The sequence below is a fragment of the Cyanobium sp. ULC082 genome (assembly GCF_977927535.1).
The window spans coordinates 143,080-162,578 of the sequence record NZ_OZ376398.1 but is presented as its reverse complement, the minus strand read 5'-3'; the positions used below and the strand labels follow the sequence as shown (position 1 = coordinate 162,578).

Annotated in this window: 13 protein-coding genes, 2 tRNA genes and 3 rRNA genes; 11 read left to right on the top strand and 7 right to left on the bottom strand. The window is 61.6% G+C overall.

The genetic code is table 11. From position 1 onward, the window contains the following. Positions 1 to 7: 7 nt before the first annotated feature. The 3 genes from nadB to ACXMDY_RS10215 form a co-directional block, all read right to left on the bottom strand. Positions 8 to 1,699: an L-aspartate oxidase gene (gene nadB / locus ACXMDY_RS10225; protein WP_259701944.1), complete on the bottom strand. Its 1,692-nt coding sequence runs from the start codon at positions 1,697 to 1,699 to the stop codon at positions 8 to 10. Positions 1,700 to 1,775: 76 nt separating this feature from the next. Beyond that, a complete protein-coding gene (gene psbU, locus ACXMDY_RS10220; RefSeq protein ID WP_259701945.1) occupies positions 1,776 to 2,153 on the bottom strand; it encodes a photosystem II complex extrinsic protein PsbU in 378 nt (125 codons plus the stop codon). A gap of 122 nt (positions 2,154 to 2,275) precedes the next feature. Then, a complete protein-coding gene (locus ACXMDY_RS10215; protein ID WP_259701946.1) occupies positions 2,276 to 2,905 on the bottom strand; it encodes a DUF3120 domain-containing protein in 630 nt (209 codons plus the stop codon). A 210-nt stretch (positions 2,906 to 3,115) separates the two neighbouring features. On the opposite strand from ACXMDY_RS10215, the gene ACXMDY_RS10210 reads away from it, so the two are divergent. The 10 genes from ACXMDY_RS10210 to rrf all read left to right on the top strand — a co-directional run bounded on the left by ACXMDY_RS10210 (position 3,116) and on the right by rrf (position 15,580). Next, positions 3,116 to 3,988: an undecaprenyl-diphosphate phosphatase gene (locus ACXMDY_RS10210; protein ID WP_259701953.1), complete on the top strand. Its 873-nt coding sequence runs from the start codon at positions 3,116 to 3,118 to the stop codon at positions 3,986 to 3,988. A 45-nt stretch (positions 3,989 to 4,033) separates the two neighbouring features. Then, positions 4,034 to 5,422, top strand: coding sequence for a TIGR03279 family radical SAM protein (locus ACXMDY_RS10205; protein WP_259701947.1), 1,389 nt, complete (start codon positions 4,034 to 4,036; stop codon positions 5,420 to 5,422). 67 nt (positions 5,423 to 5,489) lie between these two features. Further along, positions 5,490 to 7,130, top strand: coding sequence for a TolC family protein (locus ACXMDY_RS10200; RefSeq protein ID WP_259701948.1), 1,641 nt, complete (start codon positions 5,490 to 5,492; stop codon positions 7,128 to 7,130). A gap of 73 nt (positions 7,131 to 7,203) precedes the next feature. Further along, the gene (locus ACXMDY_RS10195) at positions 7,204 to 8,598 is read left to right on the top strand and encodes a BCD family MFS transporter (RefSeq protein WP_259701949.1); all 1,395 of its coding nucleotides are present in this window, start codon (positions 7,204 to 7,206) and stop codon (positions 8,596 to 8,598) included. 11 nt (positions 8,599 to 8,609) lie between these two features. After that, positions 8,610 to 9,407, top strand: coding sequence for an inositol monophosphatase family protein (locus tag ACXMDY_RS10190; RefSeq protein ID WP_399235657.1), 798 nt, complete (start codon positions 8,610 to 8,612; stop codon positions 9,405 to 9,407). A gap of 639 nt (positions 9,408 to 10,046) precedes the next feature. Further along, positions 10,047 to 11,532, top strand: a 16S ribosomal RNA gene (locus ACXMDY_RS10185). 204 nt (positions 11,533 to 11,736) lie between these two features. Further along, positions 11,737 to 11,810, top strand: a tRNA-Ile gene (locus ACXMDY_RS10180). 9 nt (positions 11,811 to 11,819) lie between these two features. Beyond that, positions 11,820 to 11,892, top strand: a tRNA-Ala gene (locus ACXMDY_RS10175). Between the two features lie 571 nt (positions 11,893 to 12,463). After that, a 23S ribosomal RNA gene (locus ACXMDY_RS10170) occupies positions 12,464 to 15,351 on the top strand. 112 nt (positions 15,352 to 15,463) lie between these two features. Further along, positions 15,464 to 15,580 (top strand): 5S ribosomal RNA (rrf, locus tag ACXMDY_RS10165). Together the 16S, 23S and 5S rRNA genes with 2 tRNA genes alongside form the textbook arrangement of a ribosomal RNA operon. A gap of 116 nt (positions 15,581 to 15,696) precedes the next feature. On the opposite strand, the gene mtnC is transcribed toward rrf, so the two are convergent. The 4 genes from mtnC to ACXMDY_RS10145 all read right to left on the bottom strand — a co-directional run bounded on the left by mtnC (position 15,697) and on the right by ACXMDY_RS10145 (position 18,323). Beyond that, positions 15,697 to 16,449, bottom strand: coding sequence for an acireductone synthase (gene mtnC / locus ACXMDY_RS10160; protein ID WP_259701955.1), 753 nt, complete (start codon positions 16,447 to 16,449; stop codon positions 15,697 to 15,699). Beyond that, the gene (gene mtnB / locus ACXMDY_RS10155; RefSeq protein WP_259701956.1) at positions 16,442 to 17,185 is read right to left on the bottom strand and encodes a methylthioribulose 1-phosphate dehydratase; all 744 of its coding nucleotides are present in this window, start codon (positions 17,183 to 17,185) and stop codon (positions 16,442 to 16,444) included. Before mtnB ends, mtnC begins: the two co-directional genes overlap by 8 nt. A 17-nt stretch (positions 17,186 to 17,202) precedes the next feature. After that, a complete protein-coding gene (locus ACXMDY_RS10150) occupies positions 17,203 to 18,051 on the bottom strand; it encodes a DNA-formamidopyrimidine glycosylase (protein ID WP_259701957.1) in 849 nt (282 codons plus the stop codon). A gap of 62 nt (positions 18,052 to 18,113) precedes the next feature. After that, positions 18,114 to 18,323 (bottom strand): photosystem I reaction center subunit IV, encoded by a 210-nt coding sequence (locus ACXMDY_RS10145; RefSeq protein ID WP_259701958.1) that lies wholly within the window; start codon positions 18,321 to 18,323, stop codon positions 18,114 to 18,116. 129 nt (positions 18,324 to 18,452) lie between these two features. Between ACXMDY_RS10145 and ACXMDY_RS10140 the strand changes: the two genes are divergently transcribed. Next, entirely contained in the window at positions 18,453 to 19,475 is a 1,023-nt protein-coding gene (locus tag ACXMDY_RS10140; RefSeq protein WP_259701959.1) for a hypothetical protein, read from the top strand. Positions 19,476 to 19,499: the final 24 nt, after the last annotated feature.

Here is a 19,499-nt window from a genome sequence, read left to right as displayed (position 1 = left end):
TCCAGGCTCAGCCCAGGCGGCTGGGCGGTTCGCTGAGCGGATCCGTGCCGATCGGCCTGCCCCGTTCCTGAATGGTGTGCCGCTGCCAGAACGGTTGCGGTGCGGGAGCGTCGGTGCGGTAGTGGCCGCCGCGGCTTTCCTGGCGAAACAGGGCCGCGGCGATCAGCAGCTCAGCCAGGATCAGCATCTGCCTGAGATCCTGAAGGGGGCGAAGCCGACTCTGCTGCAGGGGAGTGAGTTGCAATTGCCCGCCAGGGGCCAGTCGATCCAGTTGCCGTGCCAGCGGCTGGTGATCCAGCTCCAGGCGTTCCGCCTGGGTGATCAGCAGGGCCCGGCTCAGCGCGGTGCCACGGCGCTCCACTCCCGCCACGCGCCAGCAACGCCTTCGCAGGGCGTCGATCCTGGCCGTGATGCCGGGGCCATCGAGATCCTGGCCGGCAGCCTCATCCGCTGCCACCCAGGGTTCCGCCTGGGCGTCATCGTGCTGGGGCCAATCGTTTGGCGCCAGCTGCAGATCACCCAGCTGGCGGGCGAACACCAGGCATTCCATCAGCGAGTTGCTGGCCAGACGGTTGGCGCCGTGCACCCCCGTACTGGCCACTTCACCGATGGCGTAGAGCCCAGGCAGGCTGGTGGCCGCCGTCAGGTCGGTGCTCACTCCCCCCATCCAGTAGTGGGCGGCCGGAGCAATCGGAATCGGCGTGGTGGTGGGCTCAAGCCCCAGCTCGCGGCAGCGCCCGAGGATGGTGGGGAACTGCCGCTCCAGGAGCTCGGTTCCCACCGGTCTCAGGTCGAGCCAGAGCCGATCAACCCCCTGCTCCTGCATGGTCCGCACCAGGGCGCGACTCACCTGATCACGCGGGGCCAGGTCGCCGCCGGCCAGCTGGGCCACCGGGCTGAGGCCCTGGTCATCGATCAGCCGGGCCCCTTCCCCCCGGACCGCCTCGGAGATCAGGAAATGGGGAGCCCCCGGCAGCATCAGGGCGGTGGGATGGAATTGGACGAATTCGAGGTCGCGAACCTGGGCACCGGCCCGCCAGGCCATCGCCACACCGTCACCGGTGGCCTGGGCCGGGTTGGTGGTTTTCTCGAAGAGATGACCGCCGCCACCGCTGGCCAGCACCACCGCTCCAGCCCTCAGCCACCGCACCCGACTCCCTTCCAGCACCTGCAGACCGAGGCACCGTCCCTGCTCGACCCAGAGCCTGAGGGCCAGCAGTCCCTTGCCCTGCTGCAGCTGCGGCCTGCGGCTCGCCTCCCGTTCCAGGGCCTCCACCAGCGCGCCCCCGGTCCGGTCCTGGGCATGCAGGACCCTGCGGTGGCTGTGGGCTGCCTCCAGGGTGGCGCTCAGTCCCCCTTCCACCCGATCGAAGGCCATGCCGAGCTCGAGCAATCGCCTGACGCAGCCGGGGGCCTGATGGACCAGCAACTCCACCGCCCCGACATCGCAGAGACCGGCGCCGGCTTTGAGAGTGTCGTTTCGGTGGCTCTCGAAGCTGTCTTCGGGCCCGGTCACCGCGGCAATGCCTCCCTGGGCCCAGCGGCTGGCCGAGCGGGGTGCTTTTTCCTTGCTGATCAGCAGGACCCGAAAATCCGCAGGCAGCTCCAGGCAGGCCATCAGTCCGGCGGCGCCACCGCCGACGACGACGACATCCCATCGCCTGGCCAGCGGCGCTGGGAGGGCGGCGTCAGCAGCCATGGGGCCCGTCAAGGAGCCAACAAAAAAGCCGCCGGATCACTGCCGACGGCTTGAGCCAGGAGCAGGACCTGTCTGCTCAGCGGTAAACCCCGTTGTTGATCCGATCGAACCCTTCATTCAGGGCAATGGAAGATGGAGTGATCGTGAAGTTGTCGCGGTACTTCTGGAAGAGTTCCTTCTGCCGCTCGGTGAGATCAAGGTTCAGCACATCATCGATGGCCTCGTAGGGCCCCCCCAGCACGATCTTGCCCGCCAGGGTGGGATACATGCCTGGAAACTGCTGAAAGCTTCTGACTGGAGAGTTGTTCAGGTCCACCTTCCCTTCGGAAGCGGCAATCTTGTCGTCGGCAACGTTCCGACGCTCTTCCGCCTGGGCGGCGGCGGGAAGGAACAGGGTGAGAAGCAGACCGGCAACAAGCACACCGCTCATCAGCCAGGCAACCAGCCGTTTCATCGAAAATCTCCTCGAGTTGATCGCCGGACGGGATCCAGCCAAAGGCTACAGGCGCGCTCCGGTGATTCCAGGCTCGCCTGCTTGAGCATTCGCAGTTCTTCAATACCAACCGGCTCGGCCGCTCAGATCAGGCCACTCAGCCGGGGGCAGAGCAGGGCAGCCGCCAGAAAGAGACCATCCACCACCAGGGTGGTTCGCAGGACGGCGGCAGCGATCTTCCCTGGGGCTCCGGCTCGCCAGAGCTGACCGGCGGCCCAGAGCAGGGCGATGGCGGCCAGGGCGACGGGGAGCAGGGCCTCGGGGTGGGCAAGCTGGCGGCCCGCCAGGTTGAGCAGTCCTGGAGCGTCGCTGAGAGGGGCGTTCAGGACCAGGGGCCAGTAAGGCATCACTCCGGCCAGGGCCATGGTGGCGTCGGTGCAGGCCGTTCCGACCAGGGATGCGAGGTAGAAGGCACAACCGTTGCTCCAGCGTCCGTTCAGGCCGGCAAGAGCCAGCGGAAGGGCAAAGGCCTCGATCGGCAGGTGAAGGGCTGGGTGAAGCCGAAACCATCCCCAGAACAGGCATCCCCCCAGCCAGCTGCCGGCGAAGCCGACCAGCAGCTGACCAAGGCTGGCCCAGCGGCCCCCGTTCAGGCGATCGAGCAGCAGGCCCATCGCCAGCAGGCCAGCGGTGAACAGCGATGCACTGAAGGGATGGAGCCTTACCCAGGGTGCCTGGAGGAAAACGGGCAACACAACCAGCAGAGCTGCCATCGCCGGAAGAGGCAACCCTGCCTGTCGCCCTCGCGCCGAAGGGGAGGGAATCCGAAGCTGCAGGCTGGCTGGAGCGGGGGGAGAGAGGGTGGCAATGGCCCCAGGCACCGGCACGTGTAACAAAAGGTTTTCAACCTTAAGGGGGGCTGGGTCCTGGTGCGTTTCGCCTCCAGGCCATAGGGTCGGAACTTCCCATTTTTGATGCCCCCGATGCCCGCCGCCATCCAGCCTCCGGCGCTGGGGCTTTTCGAGGCCTGCTGGCACGCCCTGGTGCTTGGGGTCGTTCAGGGGCTCACCGAGTTTCTGCCGATCAGCAGCACGGCCCATCTCAAGGTGGTGCCGGTGTTGCTGGGCTGGGGGGATCCTGGCGTCGCGGTCACGGCGGTGATCCAGCTCGGCAGCATCGGGGCGGTGATTCTTTATTTCCGTGACGACCTGGCCGCTGTGATCCGTGGCATCAGCCGCGCCTTTCGCCTGGGTCAATGGAAGGACCCCTCGGCGCGGCTGGGGCTGGCGATGGTGATCGGCACCGTGCCGATCGTGCTCGCCGGTCTGGCTATCAAGGTGTTCTGGCCGGGCTACGAAACATCCGCCTTGCGTGGGATCGCTTCGATCGGAATTGTTTCGATCGTGATGGCGTTGGTTCTGGCCCTGGCGGAAACGCTTGGCGCCAGGCGCCGGTCGCTGCCCCAGGTCCGTCCGATCGATGGGGTCTGGGTCGGGCTGGCCCAGGCCCTGGCCCTGATTCCAGGAGTGTCGCGCTCCGGCAGCACCCTGACGGCCTCGCTTTTCGATGGCTGGGAGCGATCGGCGGCGGCCCGTTTTTCCTTTCTGTTGGGTATCCCCGCCATCACCCTGGCCGGCCTTGTCGAGCTGAAGACGGCCTTTGCCGCCGACGCGGCCCTGGGGCCTGTGCCGATGCTGGTCGGGATCGCGGCGGCGGCGGTGGTCTCCTGGCTGGCGATCGCCTGGTTGCTGCGTTTTCTTCAGAACAACAGCACCTGGGTGTTCGTGGCCTACCGGCTCGGTTTCGGGGTGTTCCTGCTGGCCTGGGTGGCCCGGTCGGGGGGTGCTGCCGGCTGAGCTGATCGTCGTTCAGACTGAAGGGTCTGTGGAACCGCTGATCCCGTGTGGAATGAGCCTTCCGCCGGCGTCTCGCTGGATGTCGGCGCCGTCGATCGCCTCCCCCAGCCGGCGGTTGTGTCCACCGTGGCGCCCGGTTCGATCGGTGAGGAGCTCGGCTTTCAACCCGGCGATCGGTTGCTCAGCATCAATGGCCTCAGGCCCAGGGACCTGATCGATCTGCAGGTGCTGGTCGGTGAGGAAGACCTGGTGCTCGAGGTGGAGGACCCGGAGGGTGTTCTGCACCGGCTGGAGATCGAGAAGGATGCCGACGACGGTTTGGGGCTGGGCTTCACAGAAGCGTTGTTCGACGGGCTGCGGCAATGCAACAACCACTGCGCGTTCTGCTTCATTGATCAGCAGCCCCCCGGTCAGCGCGAAAGCCTCTACGTCAAGGACGACGACTTCCGGCTCAGCTTCCTCTACGGCTCCTATCTCACCCTCACCAACCTCACCCCGGCCGACTGGGGGCGGATCGAAGATCAGCGGCTTTCGCCGCTGTTCGTTTCGGTCCATGCCACGGATCCGGAGCTGCGGCAACGCCTTCTGGTCAATCAGCGGGCTGGGCTGCTGATGGAGCAGCTGGCCTGGTTCGCGGAGCGGCGCCTGCAGATCCACGCCCAGGTGGTGGTCTGTCCGGGTCTGAACGATGGTGCGGCCCTGGAGCGCAGCCTCCATGACCTGGCCAGCTTCGCTGCCGAACCCTGGCCGGCGGTGCTTTCCGCGGCGGTGGTGCCTGTCGGGCTGACCCGCTTCCGGCCCCAGCAGGATGGTCTGGTGCCGGTCGATCGGGACTGTGCACGCACCGTGATTGCCCAGGTGGAGCCGATCCAGGAGCACTTCCTCTCGAGATTGGGCAGCCGCTTCGCCTGGCTCTCGGATGAGTGGTATCTGATCGCCGGCCTGCCTCTGCCTCCCCGCTCCGCCTACGAAGACCTCCCCCAGCAGGAGAACGGCGTCGGCAGCATCCGGGCCTTCCTTGAATCCCTGGAGCGGGCCACCGAACCCTTGCCGGAGCGCCTGGCGGCTCCCCGCCGGATCAGCTGGGTGGTGGGGCGGCTGGTGGCCGAGGCCCTCCAGCCGGTGGTGGATCGCCTCAACCGCGTTGATGGGTTGGAGGTGATCCTGCATGGTCTGCCCAGCCCCTACTGGGGCCAGGATCAGGTGGTCACGGGCCTGCTGACCGGATCCGACCTGCTGACGGGGCTGGCTGGCCTGGATCTGGGCGATCAGCTTCTTCTCCCCTCGGTGGTCCTGCGCCAGGGAATGCCTGTCTTTCTGGACGACCTCAGCCTCGACGCGTTCAGAGCCCGTTGCCCGGTGCCGATTCGCCTGGTGGATGGGGCGGATGATTTCGTGGCTGCCTGCATCGGCGAGCTGGCCTTTGTTCCTTAAGCTCTGCCTGAACACCGACCTCTCTGGCGTGCGGCCTTCCATCCTTGTCCTGTCGGCACTCGCCGGGATGGCCTGTCTCCCTGCCGTGGCTCAGCCGGCTTCGGTGCAGCCCGCCCAGCCCGTGGGCAGCGAGCTGCCCCTGGCCCCTGAGGTCCTGGGAAACCGTCCCAGGTCGGATCCCTCCGTGCTGGCTCCGGCAGCCAAGCAGCTCGAGCCCGGCCTGGAAGGGCTCAGTGGCCCACCCTCGCTGGCCCTGCCGACCAAGCCCACCCAGGTGAGGATCCAGGAACTCAGGCCCCTTGGCCTGCGTGAGGTGGAAACCATTGCCGAAGTCAACAACCCCAATCTGAAGGCTGTGGCCTCCCAGGTGGATCAGGCCAAGTCCAACCTGAGGGCCCAGATCTCCGCCTGGTATCCCAACATCAACCTCAACACGTCAAACAGTTTTCCAGGTTTGAACAATAGTTTTCGGAGTGATACAAATTTCCCGAGCCGCAGCACACCCTTCAACCCCACCTCCAACACCACCACGACCTCCAATCTGAGGTATGGCGGGCAGATGAGCATCGGCATCAACTGGGATCTGATCAATCCCCAACGGGTCCCTCAGATCGCCGCCGCCCGCGATCAGTATGAGCAGGCCCAGAATCAGTATCTGATCGCCTTGCGGGATCTGCGGCTTCAGGTGGCCCAGGCCTACTTCGATCTGCAACTTGCCGACGAAAATGTGAGAATCGGCCAGGAATCGGTGCGCGCTTCTCTGGTGAGTCTCAGGGATGCGAGGGCTCGTTTCCAGGCCGGTGTATCCACCAAGCTCGACGTTCTGCAGGCAGAAACCCAGCTTGCCCGCGACCAGCAGTTGCTCACCACAGCCCTGGCTGATCAATCCGTGGCCCGCCGCAGCCTGGCCGCCTTTCTTGATCTGCCCATGAACGTCACCCCCACGGCCAGGGAACCGGCGCGGGTGCTGGCCTCCTGGTTGCCCTCTCTGCAGGAGAGCATCGTGGCCGCCTATGCCTTCCGCGAGGAACTCGATCAGATCATTCTTGACATCTCGATTGCAAACAGCAATGCCAATGCCTCGATCGGAGCGGTGCAGCCCTTTCTCAGCATTGTGAATAACTTCGGCTGGAACCGCTTCAGTGGTGAGACCACCTCCAGAGCGATCAACACCAGCAATACCGATACGCTTACCTACGGCTTCGATAACACAATCGGGCTCAACTTGAGCTGGTCATTGTTTGATGGCGGTCGAGCCGCCGCCCAGTACCGCCAGCAGAAGCAGGTCGCTGAGGAAAATCGGTTCCGTTTCGCCAGTCGTCGCGATTCGATTCGCCAGGAAGTGGAATCGAGCTTCTATGAGCTGCTCAAGAACAATCGCGACATCGCCACCACGACCCGGGAAGTGATCTCGGCGCGGGAGACCCTCCGCTTGGCGCGGCTTCGATTCCAGGCCGGCGTCACGACCCAGCGGGAAGTTGTCGATACACAGCGCGATCTCACCCAGGCCGAGGTTCGTTACGCTCGCGCCGTCACCGACTACAACAAGCGTCTGGCTGAGCTGCGCCGCCGCACCGGTCTTGATCAGGTGGCGCTCTGCAAGCCTCCTGCCCTGCCGGGAAGCAAGCCAGCTCAGGACCCAGCCACCCAGATCCCGATCGAACCCCTGCCTCTGCAGCCGGCCTGCCAGCTCGACTCAAGCCTGTGAGCCAGCTTGGGCCAGGCCAGCTGGATTCCAGAATGTCCTTGATAAGGTCACATCGCTTTAAGCTGCCGCCCCGATGAACCCGGATGCTTCATCGGGCCCAGGGCTCTCCATCCCCGGCACCCTGAGGCTTGGCCTTTTCCAGGCCTGTCTCGGCTTTCTGGCTGTTGTTTTTGCCGGGCTGCTCAATCGGGTGATGGTCAGTGAGCTGGGGTTCCCAGGCCTTCTGGTGGGCGGCGCCCTGGCCTTCGAGCAGTTCGTTGCTCCCTCCCGGGTGCTGTTCGGCCAGATCTCCGATCGCTATGCCTGGGCAGGACGGCATCGCACCCCATACATCCTTGTGGGTGCTGCCGGCTTCTGCGGCCTGGCCGTGCTGGTGGTGCCGGTGATCTTCAGGCTGGCGAGGGCGTTCCAGGCGCAGGATTCCCAGGCGAGCCTGCTGGGGGGAGCCTTGCTCTGCGGATTGTTCGCCTGTTACGGGCTGGCTGTGTCGATGGCCAGCACCCCGTATCTCGCTCTGGTGATTGATCGCACCGGCGAGAAGGATCGCCCCAGGGCGGTCGGGATCATCTGGTGCATGCTCACTGTCGGCATCGTTGCTGGAGCGGTGGCGATTTCCCTCAGTCTTCGGAATCTCGATGGGGTGAAGGATCCCGCCGTACTCGAAGCGGTCCTGGGGCCATTCATGGTGCGCTCCGCCCTGGTTGTCTTCGCGCTGACCCTCCTGGCTGTTTTGGGGATGGAACCGGCCCAGACCGATCTGAGTCAGAGCGCCGAACGGGAGGATGCGATCACCCTGAGGCGGGCCTGGCAGCTGATCACCTCCAGCCGGCAGGTGGCCATCTTCTTTCTTTTTCTCGTCCTCTTCACCCTTGCCCTGTTCCTTCAGGATCCTGTTCTGGAGAGCTATGGCGCCGAAGTGTTCGGCATGCCGATCGCTGCCACCGCCGGTCTCAACGCTCTCTGGGGATCGGGGACCCTGATCGGCCTGGTGGCTGCGGGCTGGTGGATCGTTCCCAGGCTTGGACCGCTGGCCACGGCGCGGCTGGGCTGCCAGCTGATCGCCGCTTCGATGCTTCTGCTTCTTCTGGCTGGGCTCACAGCCCAGGTGGCCGTGCTCAAGACGGTGATGCTGGTGTTCGGCCTGGCCTCGGGGATCGGCACCAACAGCACTCTCTGCCTGATGCTTGACCTCACCCTGCCGGAGGCGGCTGGAACCTTTGTCGGGGTCTGGGGCCTGGCCCAGGCATTTTCAAGGGCCGTCGGCAAGTTGCTGGGGGGAGGTCTGCTCGATCTGGGGCGGGCCATCGGGCCGGATGGCTCGAGCTTTTTCCCCTTTGCCCTGGTGCTGTCGATCGAGGCTCTGGTCGCCTTTGCGGCGTTGTGGCTGCTCTCGGCGCTGAACCTGCGCCAGTTCCGTGAGGACACCAGCCGCAGCCTCAGCCGCGTCCTCTCGCTGGAACTCGGATGAGCGCGTCTGCCATGAGCCACCTTCCGCTGGGCGCCCTGCCGCTTGATGGCCTGCTCGATCAGGTGGCCACCCGGCAGCGCCTCGACTTCGGTCACATGGCCGCGGAGTCCAAGGCCGATGGCAGCCTGATCACGGCCTGTGACCGCTGGAGCGACGCGACCCTGGTGCACGGCCTGGGCCAGCTCTATCCCGGCGAAGGGGTACTCAGTGAGGAGGGAGAGAAACGGATCCCCCGGACCTCCGCCTACTGGGTGGTGGATCCCCTCGATGGCACCACGAACTTTGCCGCCGGCATTCCGTACTGGGCGATTTCCCTGGCCCGTTTCGAGCACGGCGTTCCGGTCTTGGCGATCCTCGATATTCCTCCCCTCCGGCAACGGATCGTGGCGGTGCGGGGGCAGGGGGCCTGGCGGAATGGCAAGCCTCTGCCTGCTCCCACATCCCAGGGCCAGGCGATCGGCTGCGCCTCGCTGTGCAGCCGATCGATCGGCGTCCTTCAGAGGCTGCCCGACCGGCGTTTTCCCGGAAAGATCAGATTGCTCGGGGTGGCCAGCCTCAATCTGGTCAGCGTGGCGATGGGCCAGACAGTGGCGGCGCTCGAAGCCACCCCGAAGATCTGGGATCTGGCTGCGGCCTGGCTGGTGCTCTCGGAGCTGGGCTGTCCGCTGCGGTGGCTGGTGACCAATCCAGCCCGCCTCCAGCCGGGCGAGGACCAGGCCCATGCCGATTTTCCCGTTCTGGCGGCCCGCGACCCCGCGACCCTCGAGATCTTCCTCCCCTGGGCAGAAGCACTTGTAGACGAGAGCTGATGTGATAGGTTATTGGACTGCGCGTGAGCCGGAAGGCAAAGCGCTGCAGGGCTTAGGGCAGAGGGAAGCGGAAGCCCCCGATGCTGTAAGTTTCAGAAGCGGCTGAGAGGCCGCCGAGCCAGAAGCCCCTGAGAGGGGGTGAGTATGGCGCACCTGGACAAAAGAAAAGTTTAGGAACTGACGCTTTTGCTGCGTCATCCTGGTTGCGAGCGAGGCGAGAGGATTGTGAAATCAGGCGCGAGCTTGGTTGATCAACCTGGAAGTCTGTTTGCAGCGAATGGATGACGAGATAGCAGCAGAGGTGTGAGGTCCCGTCAAAAAGAACAAAGCAGATTGATGGATGGAATGTTGAAGGAGAGGCTGTCACGGGTCACGACTTCGATGAAAAGTTCCATGATCATCAAGACTGCGACCGGATCTGAGTGATTTGGAAAGTCGTTGCCATGTCTGTGTGAGCCGCGAGGTGAGCAGAGAGATGAGGAACGCACTCTCGAACCCTTCCACCGGAAGGAGGCCAAGAAGGACAAGCTTGCTGCGAGGCAAGTATTTAGTCTGGAAGGCGGCATTGATTGCGACGAGTTTGTTTTGAATTGAGCGCGAGTTTAAGGCAAAGCGAATAAGTTTAAAGGATCAGTGACTACAACGGAGAGTTTGATCCTGGCTCAGGATGAACGCTGGCGGCGTGCTTAACACATGCAAGTCGAACGGACCTTCGGGTTAGTGGCGGACGGGTGAGTAACGCGTGGGAATCTGCCCTCAGGAGGGGGACAACAGCTGGAAACGGCTGCTAATACCCCATATGCCGAGAGGTGAAATGAAATTCGCCTGAGGATGAGCCCGCGTCTGATTAGCTAGTTGGTGTGGTAAAGGCTCACCAAGGCATCGATCAGTAGCTGGTCTGAGAGGATGATCAGCCACACTGGGACTGAGACACGGCCCAGACTCCTACGGGAGGCAGCAGTGGGGAATTTTCCGCAATGGGCGCAAGCCTGACGGAGCAACGCCGCGTGAGGGACGAAGGCCTCTGGGCTGTAAACCTCTTTTCTCAAGGAAGAAGACATGACGGTACTTGAGGAATAAGCCACGGCTAATTCCGTGCCAGCAGCCGCGGTAATACGGGAGTGGCAAGCGTTATCCGGAATTATTGGGCGTAAAGCGTCCGCAGGCGGCCCAGAAAGTCTGTTGTTAAAAAGTGGAGCTCAACTCCATCCAGGCAATGGAAACTACTGGGCTAGAGTGTGGTAGGGGCAGAGGGAATTCCCGGTGTAGCGGTGAAATGCGTAGATATCGGGAAGAACACCAGTGGCGAAGGCGCTCTGCTGGGCCATAACTGACGCTCATGGACGAAAGCCAGGGGAGCGAAAGGGATTAGATACCCCTGTAGTCCTGGCCGTAAACGATGAACACTAGGTGTCGGGGGAATCGACCCCCTCGGTGTCGTAGCCAACGCGTTAAGTGTTCCGCCTGGGGAGTACGCACGCAAGTGTGAAACTCAAAGGAATTGACGGGGGCCCGCACAAGCGGTGGAGTATGTGGTTTAATTCGATGCAACGCGAAGAACCTTACCAGGGCTTGACATCCTGCGAACCCCTGAGAGATCGGGGGGTGCCTTCGGGAACGCAGTGACAGGTGGTGCATGGCTGTCGTCAGCTCGTGTCGTGAGATGTTGGGTTAAGTCCCGCAACGAGCGCAACCCACGTCTTTAGTTGCCAGCATTCAGTTGGGCACTCTAGAGAGACCGCCGGTGATAAACCGGAGGAAGGTGTGGATGACGTCAAGTCATCATGCCCCTTACGTCCTGGGCTACACACGTACTACAATGCTACGGACAAAGGGCAGCAAACTCGCGAGAGCTAGCAAATCCCATAAACCGTGGCTCAGTTCAGATCGTAGGCTGCAACTCGCCTACGTGAAGGAGGAATCGCTAGTAATCGCAGGTCAGCATACTGCGGTGAATACGTTCCCGGGCCTTGTACACACCGCCCGTCACACCATGGAAGTTGGCCATGCCCGAAGTCGTTACTCCAACCCGTAAGGGAGGAGGACGCCGAAGGTGGGGCTGATGACTGGGGTGAAGTCGTAACAAGGTAGCCGTACCGGAAGGTGCGGCTGGATCACCTCCTAACAGGGAGACAAAACTGACTTTGATGTCTGACCCAATTTTGTGGTGAGGCCAGAGTCCTGTCATCTCGAAGGTCGATCGGTACCTCAAGGGATGAACCAGCAAGAAGGAAGTACTTACCAGCGATGGTGGGGATAAAGATCTGTGTTGGATTCATTTTTTCAGTTCCTAAACTTTGTCTAGGTCTTACCTCACAAGGGTTTTCCTGGGCCATTAGCTCAGGTGGTTAGAGCGCACCCCTGATAAGGGTGAGGTCCCTGGTTCAAGTCCAGGATGGCCCATTCGTGTTTGGGGGTTTAGCTCAGTTGGTAGAGCGCCTGCTTTGCAAGCAGGATGTCAGCGGTTCGAGTCCGCTAACCTCCACTGACCAAACCAGCCGGAACGCGAAGGCGACAGGAAACACTGCTCAGGACTAAGACTAGATCGTCAGCTGCGAATGGACCCCAGCTTCCTTTCAAGTTTTGTGTGATCAGGAGATCAACAGAACGAACGAAAAGACGCTGGGCTCTGATCAGCCTGGTTACTGGAACCAGGCTGAGAGTGCACAGCAGAACCTTGACAACTGCATAGATAAGTCTGAATATAAAGCATCTCATGGATGCTCAATTCAAACGAAATCATTTTAACTGATAGGCTGTATCTGCGAAAGCAGGTATCAGTCTTGAGGATTTTGTGATGAGAATGAATTGAGAGATTCTAGAAGTAAAGCCGAGCTCTGCATGCTTCCTGGCTGCTGCCGAAGCAGTCGGGTTTGATTTTGTTTTTGATGGGCTTGATAGCTCACGATGAAATCTGCTGCTGGAGTCATCCACTGGTTGGATGGTGAAAGTTGGGAGGTTGTAATCAGCCTGGTTTAGGCCAGGAGAGCAGGATAGGCCGATGGAAAGCAAGAGAATCTGCGTACAACCGCAGCAATGGCATGGAGAGAAACATTGGTCAAGCTACAAAGGGCTCACGGTGGATACCTTGGCACACAGAGGCGATGAAGGACGTAGTTACCTGCGATAAGTCTCGGGGAGCTGGAAACACGCTTTGATCCGGGAATTTCCGAATGGGGCAACCCCTAGAACGGCCAGCTGAATCCATAGGCTGGCTCGAGCCAACCCAGCGAACTGAAACATCTTAGTAGCTGGAGGAAAGGAAAGTAAAAACGACTCCCTGAGTAGCGGCGAGCGAACGGGGAAGAGCCTAAACCGATGGCTTAGGCCATCGGGGTTGTGGGACAGCAATGTGGACCAGGGACGTTAGAGGAAGCGTTTGAATGGCGCGCCAGAGAGGGTGAAAGCCCCGTACTCGAAAACGAAACTGGCCTAGCTGTATCCCGAGTAGTACGGAGCACGTGAAATTCCGTATGAATCTGCGAGGACCACCTCGTAAGGCTAAGTACTCCTGTGTGACCGATAGCGCAACAGTACCGCGAGGGAAAGGTGAAAAGAACCCCGGGAGGGGAGTGAAATAGAACATGAAACCGTGAGCTTACAAGCAATGGGAGCCCGACTGATCGGGTGACCGTGTGCCTGTTGAAGAATGAGCCGGCGACTTATAGGCACTGGCAGGTTAAACCGGTAATGGTGGAGCCATAGCGAAAGCGAGTCTGAATAGGGCGATCGTCAGTGTTTATAGACCCGAACCCGGGTGATCTAACCATGGCCAGGATGAAGCTTGGGTGATACCAAGTGGAGGTCCGAACCGACTGATGTTGAAAAATCAGCGGATGAGCTGTGGTTAGGGGTGAAATGCCAATCGAACCCGGAGCTAGCTGGTTCTCCCCGAAATACGTTGAGGCGTAGCGTCTAGTGCTATAGCAGGGGGGTAAAGCCACCGTTTCGGTGCGGGCTGCGAGAGCGGTACCAAATCGATACGAACTCTGAATACCCTGTGTGAAACTAGGCAGTCAGACTGTGGGGGATAAGCTCCATGGTCGAAAGGGAAACAGCCCAGACCGCCAGCTAAGGTCCCCAAATCAATGCTGAGTGATAAAGGAGGTGGGATTGCCCAGACAACCAGGAGGTTTGCCTAGAAGCAGCCATCCTCAAAGGAGTGCGTAATAGCTCACTGGTCGAGCGATCCTGCGCCGAAAATGAACGGGGCTAAGCATTGTACCGAAGCTGCGGATTTAATTGTTCTTAGGAACATTCGAATGGTAGGGGAGCGTTCCATGTGGGGTGAAGCGTTAGCGTAAGCGGGCGTGGACTGCATGGAAGTGAGAATGTCGGCTTGAGTAGCGAAAACATGGGTGAGAATCCCATGCCCCGAAACCCTAAGGGTTCCTCCGGCAGGCTCGTCCGCGGAGGGTTAGTCAGGACCTAAGGCGAGGCCGAAAGGCGTAGTCGATGGACAACAGGTCAACATTCCTGTACCTGTCATGTTTTGGGAAGGGGGACGGAGAAGGCTAGCCCAGCCAGATGTTGGTTACTGGTTCAAGCGTTCAAGGCGTTGAGGAGCGGAGAAAACGCTCTGAGCTGAGGCGTGAGCACGAGCTGCTACGGCAGCGAAGTGGGTGATGTCAAGCTTCCAAGAAAAGCCCTATACCCGTTAAGGCATGACGGCCTGTACCCGAAACCGACACAGGTGGGGTGGTAGAGAATACCGAGGGGCGCGAGATAACTCTCTCTAAGGAACTCGGCAAAATGGCCCCGTAACTTCGGGAGAAGGGGTGCCACCGCAAGGTGGTCGCAGTGAAGAGGCCCAGGCGACTGTTTACCAAAAACACAGGTCTCCGCTAAGTCGCAAGACGATGTATGGGGGCTGACGCCTGCCCAGTGCCGGAAGGTTAAGGAAGCTGGTCAGCGAAAGCGAAGCTGGCGACTGAAGCCCCGGTGAACGGCGGCCGTAACTATAACGGTCCTAAGGTAGCGAAATTCCTTGTCGGGTAAGTTCCGACCCGCACGAAAGGCGTAACGATCTGGGCGCTGTCTCGGAGAGAGGCTCGGCGAAATAGAATTGTCTGTGAAGATGCGGACTACGTGCACCCGGACAGAAAGACCCTATGAAGCTTTACTGTAGCTTGGTATTGTGCCCGGGCTCGCAATGCGCAGGATAGGTGGGAGGCATTGATCCATTGCTTGTGGGTGATGGTGAGCCAACGGTGAGATACCACTCTTTGCGAGCTAGGGTTCTAACAGCCACCCGTTATCCGGGGGCTGGACAGTATCAGGTGGGCAGTTTGACTGGGGCGGTCGCCTCCTAAAAGGTAACGGAGGCGCGCAAAGGTTTGCTCAGGCTGGTTGGAAATCAGCCGACGAGTGTAAAAGCAGAAGCAAGCTTGACTGTGAGACCAACAAGTCGAACAGGGACGAAAGTCGGCTTTAGTGATCCGACGGTTCTGAGTGGAAGGGCCGTCGCTCAACGGATAAAAGTTACTCTAGGGATAACAGGCTGATCTCCCCCAAGAGTTCACATCGACGGGGAGGTTTGGCACCTCGATGTCGGCTCATCGCAACCTGGGGCTGAAGTCGGTCCCAAGGGTTGGGCTGTTCGCCCATTAAAGCGGTACGCGAGCTGGGTTCAGAACGTCGTGAGACAGTTCGGTCCATATCCGGTGCATGCGTAAGAACATTGAGAGGAGTTCTCCCTAGTACGAGAGGACCGGGAGGAACGCACCTCTGGTGTACCAGTTATCGTGCCAACGGTAAACGCTGGGTAGCCATGTGCGGAGAGGATAACCGCTGAAAGCATCTAAGTGGGAAGCCCACCTCAAGATGAGTGTTCTCATGGCTGAAGCCAGTAAGGTCACGGGAAGAACACCCGTTGATAGGCTCTACGTGGAAGCGCAGCAATGCGTGAAGCGGAGGAGTACTAATAGACCGAGGGCTTGACCAACACTTGGCTTTGCTCAATGAAGCATGGCGTGCTTGTATTCAGACAGACCAGTGAAAAGCTGATCCATTATCTATGCAGTTCTCAGGGCTCACCTGAGGAGAAGAGATTATTTCCTGGTGTTCATGGCACTGTGGCCCCACTCCGATCCATCTCGAACTCGGTTGTGAAACGCAGTAGCGGCGACGATAGTTGGAGGGAAGCTTCCTGCAAAAATAGCTCAATGCCAGGATAAAACTCTTGATCCATGACCAGCCATTCACTGTTGATTCAGTGAACGGCAAGACAGAAGCCACCCTTATGGGTGGCTTTTTTGTTGGCATTTCCCGGCTGGCTGCTGATTGTTGCTCAGTTGATCAGCAGGGGAGACAGCTGCTCAAGGCTGGACACCCGTAGGTGGCTTCCAGCATCACGGCGGGGGTTGCCTTCACGATCGCTGAACGCCACCTGCATGCCTGCAGCCTGAGCGGCATTCACTTCTTCAATCGAATCACTGACGAACAGAATGGAGCCCGGCTGCGTTCCCCATACATCTGCAATGCTTCTGTAGCTGGTAGCGGCCTGCTTCGCTCCGGTGCGGGTGTCGAACCAGGCGCTGAACAAGGTCTGCAGATCTCCATCGGTTGTGTTGGCATACAGCAGTTGCTGTGCTGAAACAGAACCCGATGAATACACCCCCAGCACCAGGCCATTGCGATGCCACTGCTGGAGCGTCATCGCCACCTCGGGGAAAAGGGCGGCCTTGATACGACCTTCGCGGTAGCCCTCCGCCCAGATCATCCCCTGCAACTCCTTGAGGGCAGGCAGCTTGCGGTCCTGGTTGATCAGTTCGATCAGATATTCGCCCAGTATGTTGTGATTCAGATCTCCCCCTGCCGCGTCGGCTGTGCCGTCAGCGAGTGTCTCACTTGCAGCCTGATCGTTGCGCCATGACTCCTGAACTTCTCGCAGCAGGCTTTGGACAGAGCCAGCCTCGGCGTGGCTGATCAGGTAGGCCTTCAGGTGGCTGGTGGCATCAGGAAACAGCGTGTCGGCCACAAAGGCGACGGGGCAGGTTGTGCCTTCGATGTCCAGCAGGACGTGGGTGATCGATTCAGCCATCGATTTGGCTGGCCGCGCTTTGTATGGCCGCGCTTGGCATGGCCGCGCTTCTGGTCAGCATGGTCAGCATCTCCATCTGCCTGATCCGCCAGCGCTGCTCCAGCAGGAACTCAAGCACTTCCAGATGGCGCTTGGCGCTGAACAGATCGCTCCCCCAGGCATAGAGGCCATGGCCAGCGATCAGCAGACCCTGAGGGGCTTCAGAGAGGTGACTGGAGGCTGCTGCGCTCAGCCTGCCGAGATCCTGGTCGTTGGCAAGCACGGGAATCGAAATCCTTGTTTCATGGGTTGTCACATGGTTCAGCCCCTTCAGCATCTCCAGCCCTTCGATCTCCAGGTGGGCGACCTGGCCAGGCGTCAGCGTGCCGTCTCCTTGGGCTCTGATCGCACTGGCTGAGAGCAGGGTGGCGGCCTGGGAATGGGTGTGCAGCACGGCTCCTGCAGCACAGCACCGCACGATCTCCTGATGCAGCGGGGTTTCGGCGCTTGCCCTGCCGGTGCCATCGATCACGGCTCCCTGGGCATCCACCACGATCAGCTGTTCCGGCTGGATCGATCCTTTGTCGACCCCGCTTGGCGCCATCAGCAGCTCAAGCGGATCCGTGCGCAACACGCAGCTGAAGTTGCCACCGGTGCCATCGCACCAGCCGCGGGCGTGGACCCCTGCCATCACCGCGATCAGGGCTGGGCCCAGTCGCTCCTTGATCGTCGGGTCCCTGTCGCCTGGGAGGGTCATCGCCGTCTTGCGAGGGTTCAATGCTGGCAGCCCGGGCACCAGTGCGTACTCCTCCCGGCCAGGCGATCTCGGCGGATCGTTGTTCCACAGCGCCGGCAGGGATCGCCGCCGCGGCGGTAGACCCAGGCGAGTCCGCCGTAGTTGCCGTTGGTTCCGGTCAGGTCCCGGAAATCGCTGAAGGTGGTGCCGCCGGCGCCGATGCTCAGCTCCAGCACCGCAACGATGGCCCGCTGAAGCGCTTCGAGCTGCAGCAAGGACAGTCTGCCGCTGGGCTGATGGGGGATGATCCCTGCCGCGAAGAGGGCTTCATCGGCATAGATGTTGCCGACACCCGCCAGCAATCCCTGGTCGAGCAGGGCATTCTTGATCGGGCGCATCGAGCCTTGCAACCGTGCCTGCAGGTAGGTGGCGTTGAACTCGGGGCTGAACGGCTCGGGGCCCAGCCGAGCCAGCCCCGTGATCACGGCCTCCGTGGCCAGGTCCGGCGGCACCCACCACATCTGGCCGAAGCTGCGGATGTCGACGAAGCGCAACTCCTGACCGCTGGCATTCCAGAGCCGCACCCTGGTGTGAGGGCAGGGTGGGCAGGGCTCATTCAGCCAGCGGAACTGGCCGGTCATCCGCAGATGCACGCCCCAGACCCCGGCCGCACTCCCGGGCTCACGGCTCAGTGAGCCCAGCAGATATTTCCCCCGCCGCTCCCATCCCCCCACGGCACAGCCGACGAGGGCGTCACAGAAAGCGGTGGGGTCCGGCGGGAAGGCAATGGCCCGATCCCGCAGCACCTCCACCCGCTCAATCCGGAAGTGGCTGAGCTGTTGCTCCAGGCCACGGCGGACGGTTTCGACCTCCGGAAGCTCAGGCACGACGGACCCGAGGCAACAGCTCAGGCGTCACCGGGAGCTGCCTTTGCCGGGGGGAATCGGCTTCAGGCCTTGTCGAGCTCGATCTCAGCGAAGTTGTTGGTGTTGATGCCACCATCGGTGCCGCTGAAACCGGTGTAGTTCACTTTTTCGAAGCGCACCACCACCGGATACCGGATGCCGGACGTGTCGACGGAGGCCACAGTGCCCACGTCATTGAACCAGTAGGACTCAGGCCGCTTGATGCGCACCTTGTCGCCGCGGGAAATGGCCATCGCTGCGCTGATGAGGGGTGACTTCGATTTGGAAGATACCCGCGGCAAGACCCGGCAGGCGCAGGCATGTCATGAATCGTCGCCGCCGCCGCCGCGTGGGACGATCGCCTTCCTTGCCCATGGCCATCGATGCAGGCACCCGCCCTCAGCCTGGACCTGCCGGATCCCGAGCGCGACGACATCAGCAACGTCGAGTTTCTGGCCCGGCTGGAAGAGGCCTGGGCGGTCTGTGACCGCTTTGACCTGCAGACGGAGATCTGGCGCGGCCGGATCCTCGCTTCCGTGCGGGATCGGGAGAAACGGGGAGGGGAGGGGCGCGGTACGGGGTTTCTGCAGTGGCTGCGGGAGCGGGAGATCAGCAAGACCCGTGCCTACGGGCTGATCCAGCTGGCCGAGTCGGCGCAGAACCTTGTGGGGGAAGGACTGCTGGAGCCCACCAGTGTGAACAACTTCTCGAAGCGGGCCTTCCTGGAAACGGCCCAGGCCGATCTGGAGGTGCAGCTGATGATCAGCGAGGCCGCCAATGACGGTCAGCAGATCACCCGCAAACAGGTGCGTCGGCTTACCGATGAATTCACCGCCGCCACCAGTCCCCTGCTGCCGGAGGAGATCCGCCAGCGCACCCAGGACAACCTGCTGCCGCCGCGGGTCGTGGCGCCGCTGGTCAGGGAGCTGGCCAAGCTTCCCGAAGGGCAGCAGGACGATCTGCGCCGGGTCCTGCGGGAGGAGCCGGAGCTGGAGCGGGTCAAGGATGTGACCCATACGGCCCGCTGGCTGAGCAAGGCCGCCGAGGCGGGAGCGGCGGTGCGCGCCTTTCAGCAGGGCGAACTCAACCTGGAGAAAGCTCTGCAGGAAGCCCAGCGCCTCGATGCCCTCGGCTTGCTGGCCGATGCCGTCGGGCAGGCGCAGCAGATCGAGAGTGCCGTGCTCAAGCTGCATACCGGCTGGAGGCGGCTGGGAGGTCTCCAGGAGCGGCTCTGGGTGGAGAGCGGCAGCAGCACGCCCCATCTGCGTGATCTGCTCACGGTGCTCCAGAGCCTGAGCGGCAGCACCCTGCGGGTTTCGCTTGGGGAGCTGGCCGGTGGCAAGCGGGTGCGGCTTCAGCTGGTGGAGGAGAGCGCCGATCAGCTGGAGGCCCCGCCCTTGCCCTGAGCACCAGATCTGGTGGCATTAGGG